Below are 12,452 nucleotides of genomic sequence, written 5' to 3'. Positions count from 1 at the left end.
AGCAAACGGCATCCTGAGCCAAGGCTGCCCCCCAGGCGTGTTGGACGATTCGACTCGCCACCCGGAAAAAACCGTCCATACTCAACAAGTCAATTGATCTGCATCACGCTTTGTTACATTCGCTACACCATCCATGATTTTTCCCCAACGCGACCAAAGGTCGCACCCGTTCGTCGGTATGACAGGCGTATCATTGGGCCACTGCAACACCCCTTTTTGACCCCGGCCGGCACGTATCGACCGAGGCATTTTTCCACTGCCGTGGGATGCAATGATGAGCAACCAGATTCCGGTACACGACGTCACGCCCCCCGACAAGAACGCGAACAACAGCGTCGACCTTTACGCCTCTCGAGAAAAAATCTACACCCGTGCTTTCACCGGCCTGTTCCGCAACCTGCGGATGATGGGCGGCGCGGCGCTGTTCCTGCTGTATTTCGGTACGGTGTGGCTGAACTGGGGCGGCCATCAGGCGGTGTGGTGGAACCTGCCGGAACGCAAGTTCTTCATTTTCGGCGCCACGTTCTGGCCGCAGGACTTCATTCTGCTCTCGGGCCTGTTGATCATTGCGGCGTTCGGCCTGTTCTTCATCACCGTGTATGCCGGCCGGGTCTGGTGCGGGTACACCTGCCCGCAAAGCGTGTGGACGTGGATTTTCATGTGGTGCGAGAAGGTCACCGAAGGCGACCGCAACCAGCGCATCAAACTCGACAAGGCGCCGATGAGCGCCAACAAGTTCCTGCGCAAATTCGCCAAGCACGCGCTGTGGCTGCTGATCGGTTTCGTCACCGGCATGACCTTCGTCGGCTACTTCTCGCCGATCCGCGAACTGGTCTTCGAATTCTTCACCGGGCAAGCCGATGGCTGGTCGTATTTCTGGGTCGGTTTCTTCACCCTCGCCACCTACGGCAACGCCGGCTGGCTGCGTGAGCAGGTGTGCATCTACATGTGTCCGTATGCGCGCTTCCAGAGCGTGATGTTCGACAAGGACACCCTGATCGTTTCCTACGACCCGCGTCGCGGCGAAAGCCGTGGCCCGCGCAAGAAAGGCGTCGACTACAAGGCCCAAGGCCTGGGCGACTGCATCGACTGCACCATGTGTGTCCAGGTCTGCCCGACCGGCATCGACATCCGCGACGGCTTGCAGATCGAGTGCATCGGTTGTGCCGCGTGCATCGACGCCTGCGACAGCATCATGGACAAGATGGATTACCCGCGCGGGCTGATCAGCTACACCACCGAACACAACTTGTCCGGGCAGAAAACCCATAAACTGCGGCCGCGCCTGATCGGTTATGCCGTGGTGCTGCTGGCGATGATCAGCCTGTTGGTGACAGCCTTCTTCATGCGTTCGCTGGTGGGTTTCGACGTCAGCAAAGACCGCGTGCTGTACCGTGAAAACGCTGAAGGCAGGATCGAAAACGTCTACAGCCTGAAAATCATGAACAAGGATCAGCGCGACCACACCTACGTGCTGGAAGCCGCCGGTTTGCCGGATCTGCGCCTGCAAGGCAAGCGCGAGATCAAGGTGCCGGCCGGGGAAATCTTCAGCATGCCGGTCGAGCTGTCGAGCGCGCCTGAACAATTGCCATCGAGCACCAACGAGGTGAAATTCATCCTCAAGGATGCCGATGACGACAGCGTCCACGTAGAAGCCAAGAGCCGTTTCATCGGCCCACAAAATCGTTGAGAGAACTGAACATGCCCGCAGCAAACGCCGCAAGTCCCTGGTACAAGCACCTTTGGCCATGGATCATCATCGGGATTCTGGCCTGTTCGGTGACCCTGACGCTGTCCATGGTGACCATCGCGGTGAACAACCCGGACAACCTGGTCAACGACAACTACTACGAGGCCGGCAAAGGCATCAACCGTTCGCTGGATCGCGAACTGCTGGCCCAGACCCTGAAGATGCGCGCTGCCGTGCATCTGGATGATGTGACCGGCGAAGTCGACCTGCGCCTGAGCGGCGACAGCCAGCCGAAAACCCTGGAACTGAACCTGATCTCGCCGACCCAGCCGGAGAAGGATCGCAAGATCGTTCTGGCGCGCAGCGAGACTGAAACGGGTCGTTACATCGGCCAGTTGAGCGACAAGATCGAAGGCCGGCGTTTTGTGGAGTTGCTGGGTACTCAGGACGATCACGTGTGGCGGATGTTCGAGGAAGAGCTGGTCAGCCATGACAAGGATTTGTTGCTGGGTGATGAACCGCTGCAGGGCGCCGAGGATTTGAAGAAGTAAGCAGCCTGCAAGTGCCCCCTCACCCTGGCCCTCTCCCCCTTGAGAGGGAACTGATCTCGGACGCTTGCACGCGCCATGTATGCCAGTGACGATGTCGCTGACTGAACCCATTAATCCGGCCACCACCGATCGGCCCCCTCTCCCTCCGGGAGAGGGCTGGGGTGAGGGCAAGCGGACCACTCGATTCCAAGGGTTTATTCCCTCGACAATGCCATGACCATTCCAATCCCCTGCTACCACTGCGCCCTGCCCGTCCCGGCCGGCAGCCGCTTCACCGCCGTCGTGCTCGGGGAGTCCCGCGAGTTCTGCTGCCCCGGCTGTCAGGCGGTGGCCGAAGCCATCGTCGCCGGCGGCCTGGAAAGTTATTACCAGCATCGCAGCGAAGCTTCGGCCAACCCCGAAGCGCTGCCAGTGCAATTGGTCGATGAGCTTGAGCTGTACGACCGCGCCGACGTGCAGCAACCCTTCGTGCGCCACGAAGGCGAACTGGCCGAAACCACGCTGTTGATGGAAGGCATCAGTTGCGCCGCCTGCGGCTGGCTGATCGAGAAACACCTGCGCACCCTGCCTGCTGTGGCCGAGGCGCGGCTGAACCTGTCCAACCATCGCCTGCATGTGCGCTGGGCAGACACTCAGTTGCCGCTGAGCCAGATCCTCGGCGAACTGCGCCACATCGGCTACGCCGCACACCCGTATCAGGCCGACCGCGCCAGCGAACAACTGGCCAGCGAAAACCGCCTTGCCCTGCGCCAACTCGGGGTCGCCGGGCTGCTGTGGTTTCAGGCGATGATGGCGACCATGGCGACCTGGCCGGAATTCAACATCGACCTCAGCCCGGAACTGCACACGATCCTGCGCTGGGTCGCGCTGTTCCTCACCACGCCGATCGTGTTCTACAGCTGCGCGCCGTTTTTCAAAGGGGCCATGCGCGACCTGCGCACCCGTCACCTGACCATGGACGTCTCGGTATCACTGGCGATCGGCGCGGCTTATGTCGCCGGGATCTGGACTTCGATCACCGGGGTCGGCGAGCTGTACTTCGACGCGGTAGGCATGTTCGCCCTGTTCCTGCTCGCCGGGCGCTACCTCGAACGTCGCGCCCGCGAGCGCACCGCCGCTGCCACCGCACAACTGGTCAATCTGTTGCCCGCCTCGTGCCTGCGCCTCGACGACGCCGGCCAGAGCGAACGCATCCTGCTCAGCGAACTGCGCCTCGGTGATCGCGTGCTGGTGCAACCGGGTTCGGTGCTGCCGGCGGACGGCAAGATCCTCGACGGTCAATCGAGCATCGACGAATCGGTGCTGACCGGCGAATACCTGCCGCAGCCACGCGCCAAGGGTGATGCCGTCACCGCCGGCACGCTGAACGTGGAAGGCGCGCTGACCGTCGAGGTGCAGGCGCTCGGCCAGGACACGCGACTGTCGGCCATTGTTCGCCTGCTGGATCGCGCCCAGGCGGAAAAACCACGGCTGGCGGAAATCGCCGACCGCGCCGCGCAATGGTTCCTGTTGCTGTCGTTGATCGCAGCCGCCGCCATCGGCCTGCTGTGGTGGGAACTGGATTCGTCGCGAGCGTTCTGGATCGTCCTCGCGATGCTGGTTGCAACCTGCCCGTGCGCGCTGTCGCTGGCGACGCCGACCGCCCTCACCGCCGCCACCGGCACCCTGCATAAACTCGGCCTGCTGCTGACGCGCGGTCATGTGCTGGAAGGCCTGAACCAGATCGACACGGTGATCTTCGACAAGACCGGCACCCTCACCGAAGGCCGGTTGGTGCTGCGTTCGATCCGCCCGCTTGGCGCCCTCGACAGCGATCAATGCCTGAGCCTTGCCGCCGCCCTGGAAAACCGTTCCGAACACCCGATCGCCCGCGCCTTCGGTCGCGCGCCGCTGGCTGCCGAAGACGTCCACAGCACACCGGGCCTGGGGCTTGAAGGGTTGGTTGGCGAACAACGTTTGCGCATCGGTCAGGCGGATTTTGTCTGCGATCTCAGCGCCGCGCCTGTGCCGTCGATGCCGAAGGAACCGGGGCAATGGTTGCTGCTTGGTGACAGTAACGGACCGCTGGCCTGGTTCGCCCTCGATGACCGTCTGCGCGACGACGCCCCAGCCCTGCTCGCGGCGTGCAAGGCGCGCGGCTGGCGCACACTGCTGCTGTCGGGCGACAGTTCGCCGATGGTCGCCAGCGTCGCTGCCGAACTGGGTATCGACGAGGCCCGGGGCGGTCTGCGTCCGGACGACAAGCTGCAAGTGCTGCAACAACTGCACAGGGACGGCCGCAAGGTGTTGATGCTCGGCGACGGCGTCAATGACGTGCCGGTGCTGGCCGCTGCGGACATCAGCGTGGCCATGGGCTCGGCTACCGATCTGGCGAAAACCAGCGCCGATGCTGTGTTGCTGTCCAACCGCCTCGACGCCTTGGTACAAGCCTTCACGCTGGCCCGCCGCACCCGTCGGGTGATCATCGAGAACCTGTTGTGGGCCGCGCTGTACAATGGCCTCATGTTGCCGTTCGCCGCCCTCGGCTGGATCACTCCGGTGTGGGCCGCCGTCGGCATGTCGATCAGTTCGCTGACCGTGGTGCTCAACGCCCTGCGCCTGACTCGCCTGCCGAGTGCGCCGGCCGTCAGCGCCACGTCAGAAACCCGCCCGCTGCCGGCCTGAGCCGCGCGGGCATGGAGTACAGATGCCAGCTCTTTACGTGATGATTCCGGCCGCGCTGCTGATCGTGGCCATCGCCGTCTACATCTTCTTCTGGGCGGTGGACAGCGGCCAGTACGACGACCTCGACGGTCCGGCCCACAGTATCCTGTTCGACGATCAGGACCCGAACCACACCGCCGCAGTGGACGAAGCCAACCCGGCCAAACCGGACGACAAGGCGCCACCCCATGCTTGAACTGGCGCCACTGCTGGTGTCTGCGTTGATTCTCGGCCTGCTCGGCGGCGGGCATTGCCTGGGCATGTGCGGCGGCCTGATGGGCGCGCTGACCCTGGCGATTCCCAAGGAACAACGCAGCCGACGCTTTCGATTGCTGCTGGCTTATAACCTCGGGCGAATTCTCAGCTATGCCACGGCCGGGTTGCTGATCGGGCTGGCAGGATGGGCGGTGGCCAACAGTCCAGCCGCGCTGTTCATGCGCGTACTCGCGGGGTTGCTGCTGATCGCCATGGGTCTGTATCTGGCAGGCTGGTGGAGCGGCCTGACCCGCATTGAGAGCCTCGGTCGCGGACTGTGGCGCTACATTCAACCGGTGGCCAACCGCTTGCTGCCGGTGTCGAGCCTGCCTCGCGCTTTGCTGCTCGGCGCGCTGTGGGGCTGGCTGCCGTGCGGGCTGGTTTACAGCACGCTGTTGTGGTCGGCCAGCCAGGGCAATGCACTCGACAGCGCGTTGCTGATGCTCGCCTTCGGGCTCGGCACCTGGCCGGTGTTGCTGGCGACCGGCCTCGCCGCCGAACGAGTGACCGCGCTGTTGCGCAAACGCAGCGTGCGTATGGCCGGCGGTCTGCTGGTGATCCTGTTCGGTATCTGGACCCTGCCGGGGCCGCACCAGCACTGGCTGATGGGCCACTGATCCCGTTGATGCAAATCAAGACGCCTTTTTGTGCCCTCCCCTAGACTCGGCACACTGCCAGCCTATCCGGGGGAATGCCCGCATGCTCGACGCCATTCGTTGGGACACCGATTTGATCCGCCGCTACGACCTGGCGGGGCCGCGCTACACCTCGTACCCGACGGCCGTGCAATTTCACAGCCAGGTCGGCACCTTCGACCTGTTTCACGCCCTGCGCGACAGCCGCAAGGCCCTGCGCCCGCTGTCGCTGTACGTGCACGTGCCGTTCTGCGCGAACATCTGCTACTACTGCGCCTGCAACAAGGTCATCACCAAGGATCGCGGCCGTGCACTGCCGTATCTGCAACGGCTCGAGCAGGAAATCCAGCTGATTGCCTGCCACCTCGACCCGGCGCAGAAAGTCGAACAACTGCATTTCGGCGGCGGCACGCCGACCTTTCTCAGCCACGATGAATTGCGGCAACTGATGGCGCACCTGCGCAAGCATTTCAATCTGCTGGACGATGATTCCGGTGATTACGGCATCGAGATCGACCCGCGCGAAGCCGACTGGTCGACCATGGGCCTGCTGCGGGAACTGGGCTTCAACCGGGTCAGCATCGGCCTGCAGGATCTCGACCCGGCGGTGCAACGGGCGGTCAATCGCCTGCAAAGCCTTGAAGAAACCCGCGCGGTGATCGATGCGGCGCGCACCCTGCAATTTCGCTCGATCAACATCGACCTGATCTACGGTTTGCCCAAGCAGACTCCGGACAACTTCGCCCGCACCGTCGAGGAAGTCATCAGCCTGCAACCAGACCGGCTCTCGGTGTTCAACTACGCGCACCTACCGGAACGCTTCATGCCGCAGCGGCGGATCAACGGCAACGAACTGCCGAGCCCGGCGCAGAAACTGGAAATGCTCCAGCGGACCATCGAACAACTGACCGCTGCTGGCTATCGCTACATCGGCATGGACCATTTCGCCCTGCCCGACGATGAACTGGCGATTGCTCAGGAAGAATCAACCCTGCAACGCAATTTCCAGGGCTACACCACCCACGGTCATTGCGACCTGATCGGGCTGGGCGTGTCGGCGATCAGCCAGATCGGTGATCTGTACTGCCAGAACAGCAGCGACCTCAATCACTACCAGAACACCCTCGCCGGCGCGCAACTGGCCACCAGCCGAGGCCTGGTGTGCAACGCCGACGACCGCTTGCGCCGCGCGGTGATCCAGCAACTGATCTGCAATTTCAGCCTGGATTTCGCCGAGATCGAGCGCAGCTTCAACATCGATTTTCAGGGTTACTTCGGCGCGCTCTGGCCACAATTGCAGGGCATGGCGCAGGACGGGCTGATCGAACTGGATCGCGAGCGGATCACCGTGCTGCCAGCCGGGCGCCTGCTGGTGCGTTCGGTGTGCATGGTGTTCGACGCGTATCTGGAACAACAGAACCGCCAGCGTTTTTCGCGGGTGATTTAGCTCTTCATCAGCAGCGAGTTGGTTTTAAGGTTCTGGTCAGCGGTCAGGCTTGATTGGTCGATGACCTTGGCCAGAGACAGATTGGCGGTGATCAGACCGTTGTTGAGGGCGGAGATGGCGCCTTTAAGGGCAGCAATCTTGGCGAACCGCTCTTCGTTGGAAAGGGTCTTGTTGGCCATCAGCGCGTTGATCTGGGCGTTCTTTTCGGCGATCTGCTGGCGAAACTTGCGAATCATCTTCAGCAATTGCTGGACGTTTTCAGGCAAACCGCTTTCTTCGATATCGCGGTTTTTCCCGCCGGCACCGGCGGATTTTGCAATGGCGGCACCGGACAGCGACACTTTGACGCCCTCGACCAAGGTCGGGCTTCCCAATGATGCCGCGTCTGTGCCGGACTCATCGTCAACGGAGGTTTCAGCACTTTCCAGCAACGACGCAACGCCACTGTTACCGGGGGTCAGCGTACCAATAGCAGTCATCGAAGCGGTTCCTTGCATGCCGTCAGATACCTGTTTATCGGCCGTCATCCCTGCGGCTTTATGCCGTGGGGGCAATCTCGCCACAGGCTGGCCTGAATGTCCTCCGCTGGGTTACCCTTACGCCTTATGTGTGTTTTCCCACAAGGATTTAAGAAATGTCCGAGCCAGTTAAACTGCGCGCTCACAACCAGGCTAATTGCAAGGATTGCAGCCTGGCCCCTCTCTGCCTGCCACTTTCGCTGAATCTGGAAGACATGGATGCGCTGGACGAAATCGTTAAACGTGGCCGCCCGTTGAAAAAGGGTGAGTTCCTGTTCCGCCAGGGCGACACTTTCGATTCCGTTTATGCAGTACGCTCCGGCGCCCTCAAGACCTTCAGCCTGAGCGACACCGGCGAAGAACAACTGACCGGCTTCCACCTGCCGAGCGAACTGGTCGGGCTGTCCGGCATGGACACCGAGAAACACCCGGTTTCCGCCCAGGCGCTGGAAACCACTTCGGTCTGCGAGATTCCCTTCGAACGCCTCGACGAGCTGGCCCTGCAATTGCCGCAGCTGCGCCGCCAGTTGATGCGCGTGATGAGCCGCGAAATCCGCGACGATCAGCAAATGATGTTGCTGCTGTCGAAGAAAACCGCCGACGAGCGCATCGCCACCTTCCTGGTCAACCTGTCGGCACGTTTCCGCGCTCGCGGGTTCTCGGCCAACCAGTTCCGCCTGAGCATGTCGCGCAATGAAATCGGCAACTATCTGGGGCTGGCGGTGGAAACCGTGTCCCGGGTCTTCACCCGCTTCCAGCAGAACGAACTGATCGCCGCCGAAGGCAAGGAAATCCACATCCTCGACCCGATCCAGCTCTGCGCCCTGGCCGGCGGCTCGCTCGAAGTCTGATCTCGACCCGCGGCCGAGCGAATCGTTTCAGCCGCGGGTATACTGCGCCGTTTGCAGCCCTGCCAGGACACCTCGACGATGGTCTTCGACTCCTTCGACATCAAATCCCTGATCCGCCCCGTGATCGACTTCCCGAAACCGGGTGTGATCTTTCGCGACATCACCCCGCTGTTCCAGTCGCCCAAGGCTCTGCGCCTGGTGATGGACAGCTTCGCCCACCGCTACGTCGAAGCCGACTTCACCCACATCGGCGCGATGGATGCGCGCGGTTTCCTGATCGGTTCGGTGCTGGCCTATCAGCTGAACAAGCCGCTGGTGCTGTTCCGCAAGCAAGGCAAACTGCCGGCGGACGTGCTGGCTGAAGGGTACGCGACCGAGTACGGCGAAGCGTTTCTGGAAGTACACGCCGACAGCCTGTGCGAAGGCGATTCGGTGGTGATGTTCGATGACCTGATCGCCACCGGTGGCACGCTGATCGCAGCGGCCAACCTGATCCGCCGCATGGGCGCCCGCGTTCATGAAGCGGCGGCGATCATCGATCTGCCGGAACTGGGTGGTTCGCAGCGTCTTGAGGACATGGGGATTCCGACGTTCTGCCTGACGCAGTTTGCGTTGACTGATAAATAATCAGCCCCGCGCCTCGATCGTTCCCACGCTCCGCGTGGGAACGATCGAACACCGAAGATTACAGTCCCATCTGCTTGCTGATGATCTCGTTCATCACTTCCCGCGTCCCGCCGCCAATCGACAAGATGCGGTTATCCCGGTACAGCCGCTCCACCAGGCTTTCGCGCATATAACCCAACCCGCCAAGAATCTGCACCGCCTCGTTGGTGATGCGATCCGAAGTGTCCGTGGCAAAGTTCTTGGCCATGGAAATCTCCTTGATCACGCTCTGCCCCGCCGCCATCTTCGCCGCCTGCCGGTAGGTGAACTCCCGCGAGACTTCCAGCGCCGTGGCCATTTCCGCGAGGCGATGCTTGATCACCTGGAACTTGCCGATGGGTTTGCCGAACGCTTCACGCTCCTTCGCCCACTTCACGCTCTCTTCCAGCGCCAGTTGCGCGGTCATATTGGCCATCAGCGCCAGCGCCAGACGCTCGCTCTGAAAGTTGCCCATGATGCAGGCAAAGCCCATGTTCTCCGCGCCAATCAGATTTCCTACAGGCACCCGGCAATCGTCGAAGAACAATTCAGCGGTGTCTGACGCCCACCAGCCCATTTTCTTCAGTTGCCGGCCGACGGTGAAACCCGGTGTGCCCTTCTCGATCAGCAGCAGGCTGATGCCGCCAAAACCGGGCGCACCGGTGCGCACCGCGACGGTGTAGTAGTCGGCGCGCACGCCACTGGTGATAAAGGTTTTGCTGCCGCTGACCCGGTAATGATCACCGTCGCGTACGGCGCGGGTCTGCAGGTTGGCGACGTCGGAACCGCCGCCCGGCTCGGTGACGGCCAAGGCGCTGATCTTCTCGCCGCGGAGCACTTGGGGGACGACGCAATCGCGGACTTCAGGCCGGGCCCATTTTACGATCGGCGGCAAACCGATATCGAGCGAACCAAGCCCGGCCACCAGCCCGCCGGAGCCGCAGCGCATCAGTTCTTCGCTGGCGGCGATCTTGGCGAACAGATCACCTTCGTGACTGCCGCCCAGCGCTTCGGGGTAACCGATGCCGAGGATGCCGGCCGCACCGGCCTTGAGGTACAGCTCACGAGGGAAGCTTTCGGCTTCTTCCCACGCATCAATGTCCGGCAGGATCTCACGCTCGACGAAACGTCTGACGCTGTCGCGGATCATTTGGTGGCTGGGGTCGAAGTATTCCTGGAAGGCGGGCATCGGCGAACTCCATGGAAGGGTTCGCCGAACTTAACCGAGCGCTTGCTTGGTTTTCAACAGGATTGTGTGGCTCAGAGGGAAATCGGCTTGCGCCCGGCAAACGAGTGAGCCAGCGTGCCGCCGTCCACCAGTTCCAGTTCGCCACCCAACGGTACGCCGTGGGCGATGCGCGAGGCGATCAGGCCTTTGTTCTGCAGCAACTGGGCGATGTAGTGGGCGGTTGCTTCGCCTTCTACCGTCGGGTTGGTGGCGAGGATGACTTCGGTGAAGGTGCCCGCCTCTTCGATCCGCGCCATCAATTGCGGAATGCCGATGGCCTCCGGGCCGAGCCCGTCCAACGGGGACAGGTGCCCCTTGAGCACGAAATAGCGACCGCGAAATCCGGTCTGCTCGACCGCGTAAACGTCCATCGGCCCTTCCACCACGCACAGCAGCGTGTCGTCGCGGCGGGTGTCGGCACATTGCGGGCACAGATCGTCTTCGGTCAGCGTGCGGCACTGGCGGCAGTGTCCGACCCCTTCCATGGCCTGGCTCAAGGCCTGGGCCAGGCGCGTACCGCCGCTGCGGTCACGTTCGAGCAACTGCAACGCCATACGCTGGGCAGTTTTCTGACCCACGCCCGGCAAAGTTCGCAGGGCATCGATCAGTTGGCGAATCAAAGGGCTGAAGCTCATGGGGAAAAAGTCCGACAAAACAACGAGACGCGGTTATACCCGCGCCTCCGGCCAGCGTCAAATCCTCAGTCCTGGGCGACCTTCACCACCAGTTTGCCGAAGTTGCGCCCCTCCAGCAGCCCGATAAACGCTTGCGGCGCCTGCTCCAGGCCATCGACCACGTCTTCGCGGAATTTGACCTTGCCGTCACGCACCCAAGGCACCATGGCGCTGATGAATTCAGGCTGACGGTCGCCGTAGTCGTCGAACACGATGAAACCCTGAATACGTGCGCGTTTGGTCAGCAAGGTGCGTTGCAAGGCGGGCAAACGATCCGGGCCTTTCGGCGCTTCCGAGGCGTTGTACCCGGCGATCAGGCCGCACAGCGGGATTCGAGCCTTGGGATTGAGCAGCGGGACGACCGCATCGAAGACATGGCCGCCGACATTTTCATAATAGATGTCGATGCCATTGGGGCAGGCCTTGGCCAGTTGCTCGGCGAAGTCCGGTGCCTTGTGATCGATACAGGCGTCGAAGCCCAGTTCCTCGACCACGTATTTGCACTTCTCGGCACCACCGGCCACGCCGACGGCGCGCAGGCCTTTGATCTTGGCAACCTGGCCGACCACCGAACCCACTGCGCCGGAAGCGGCGGCGACCACCAGGGTCTCCCCTTCTTTCGGCTGGCCAATGTCCATCAGTCCCATGTACGCGGTCATGCCAGGCATGCCCAGTACCCCGAGCGCCATCGACGGGCTCGGCAGCCCGGACGGGATCGGGATGATGTTGCGGCCATCGCTGATGCTGTGGCTTTGCCAGCCAGTGGCACCGACGACCAGATCGCCGGGATGGAATTTCGGATGACGCGACTGTTCGACCCGGCTGACAGCGCCGCCGGTCATCACCTCGCCGATTTGTACCGGCGCCGCGTAGGACGGTGCGTCACTCATGCGCCCGCGCATGTAGGGATCGAGCGACAGGTACAGGGTCTTGAGCAACACCTGGCCGTCTTCAAGATCCGGCAGCGCCTCGCGCTCCAGACGGAAGTTCTCGGGCGTTGGCGCGCCCACCGGCCGCGAGGCCAGCACGAAGCGTTGATTGAGGGTCAGAGGGTCGGACATGTCAGCGTCTCCTGTGAATGGTGAATTCGGCGGTATAGGGAGCAGACCTTGGTGGGCATGCTGCGTTCCGCTTGATAATCGTTGCCCGTTCGAGGTCTCGATCTGCCCACGCGGGAATAGCTTAACGGACGCTCCGTGTACGGCGTTGGATTTGGGACGCGGAGCGTCCCCGGCTGCATTCCCACGCAGACGGT

The 12,452-nt window shown here is 62.3% G+C and carries 12 protein-coding genes; 8 read left to right on the top strand and 4 right to left on the bottom strand.

The window, feature by feature from the left end:
- The first annotated feature begins 274 nt into the window (after positions 1-274).
- The 6 genes from ccoG to hemN all read left to right on the top strand — a co-directional run bounded on the left by ccoG (position 275) and on the right by hemN (position 7,281).
- The gene (gene ccoG, locus ABFB52_RS10430; RefSeq protein WP_129973097.1) at positions 275-1,690 is read left to right on the top strand and encodes a cytochrome c oxidase accessory protein CcoG; all 1,416 of its coding nucleotides are present in this window, start codon (positions 275-277) and stop codon (positions 1,688-1,690) included.
- Between the two features lie 11 nt (positions 1,691-1,701).
- Positions 1,702-2,241, top strand: coding sequence for a FixH family protein (locus ABFB52_RS10425; RefSeq protein WP_007951661.1), 540 nt, complete (start codon positions 1,702-1,704; stop codon positions 2,239-2,241).
- A 213-nt stretch (positions 2,242-2,454) separates the two neighbouring features.
- Complete coding sequence (locus tag ABFB52_RS10420) at positions 2,455-4,905, top strand: heavy metal translocating P-type ATPase (RefSeq protein ID WP_129973096.1); 2,451 nt, start codon at positions 2,455-2,457, stop codon at positions 4,903-4,905.
- 22 nt (positions 4,906-4,927) lie between these two features.
- Positions 4,928-5,140, top strand: a complete 213-nt coding sequence (ccoS, locus tag ABFB52_RS10415) for a cbb3-type cytochrome oxidase assembly protein CcoS (RefSeq protein WP_007951659.1) — start codon at positions 4,928-4,930, stop codon at positions 5,138-5,140.
- Positions 5,133-5,816: a sulfite exporter TauE/SafE family protein gene (locus ABFB52_RS10410; RefSeq protein ID WP_039770036.1), complete on the top strand. Its 684-nt coding sequence runs from the start codon at positions 5,133-5,135 to the stop codon at positions 5,814-5,816. Before ccoS ends, ABFB52_RS10410 begins: the two co-directional genes overlap by 8 nt.
- Before the next feature lie 82 nt (positions 5,817-5,898).
- Entirely contained in the window at positions 5,899-7,281 is a 1,383-nt protein-coding gene (gene hemN, locus ABFB52_RS10405) for an oxygen-independent coproporphyrinogen III oxidase (protein ID WP_011333280.1), read from the top strand.
- On the opposite strand, the gene ABFB52_RS10400 is transcribed toward hemN, so the two are convergent.
- Positions 7,278-7,760, bottom strand: coding sequence for a hypothetical protein (locus tag ABFB52_RS10400; protein ID WP_102686959.1), 483 nt, complete (start codon positions 7,758-7,760; stop codon positions 7,278-7,280). The genes hemN and ABFB52_RS10400 overlap by 4 nt on opposite strands.
- 155 nt (positions 7,761-7,915) lie before the next feature.
- On the opposite strand from ABFB52_RS10400, the gene fnr reads away from it, so the two are divergent.
- Entirely contained in the window at positions 7,916-8,650 is a 735-nt protein-coding gene (gene fnr / locus ABFB52_RS10395; protein WP_007951654.1) for a fumarate/nitrate reduction transcriptional regulator Fnr, read from the top strand.
- A gap of 78 nt (positions 8,651-8,728) precedes the next feature.
- Positions 8,729-9,277: an adenine phosphoribosyltransferase gene (locus tag ABFB52_RS10390; protein ID WP_003223345.1), complete on the top strand. Its 549-nt coding sequence runs from the start codon at positions 8,729-8,731 to the stop codon at positions 9,275-9,277.
- A 58-nt stretch (positions 9,278-9,335) separates the two neighbouring features.
- Here the strand turns inward: ABFB52_RS10390 and ABFB52_RS10385 are convergent, their stop codons facing one another.
- The 3 genes from ABFB52_RS10385 to ABFB52_RS10375 all read right to left on the bottom strand — a co-directional run bounded on the left by ABFB52_RS10385 (position 9,336) and on the right by ABFB52_RS10375 (position 12,258).
- Entirely contained in the window at positions 9,336-10,484 is a 1,149-nt protein-coding gene (locus ABFB52_RS10385; RefSeq protein WP_129973095.1) for an acyl-CoA dehydrogenase family protein, read from the bottom strand.
- Between the two features lie 71 nt (positions 10,485-10,555).
- Positions 10,556-11,158, bottom strand: coding sequence for a recombination mediator RecR (gene recR / locus ABFB52_RS10380; protein WP_007951652.1), 603 nt, complete (start codon positions 11,156-11,158; stop codon positions 10,556-10,558).
- Positions 11,159-11,223: 65 nt separating this feature from the next.
- The gene (locus ABFB52_RS10375; protein ID WP_085747889.1) at positions 11,224-12,258 is read right to left on the bottom strand and encodes an NADP-dependent oxidoreductase; all 1,035 of its coding nucleotides are present in this window, start codon (positions 12,256-12,258) and stop codon (positions 11,224-11,226) included.
- Positions 12,259-12,452 lie beyond the last annotated feature (194 nt).

Origin of the sequence: Pseudomonas sp. 9.2(2024) (genome assembly GCF_039695385.1) — a bacterium.
Lineage (GTDB): Bacteria > Pseudomonadota > Gammaproteobacteria > Pseudomonadales > Pseudomonadaceae > Aquipseudomonas > Aquipseudomonas paraglycinae.
The sequence above is the reverse complement of the archived record's forward strand: the minus strand, read 5'-3'. Positions and strand labels throughout refer to the sequence as shown.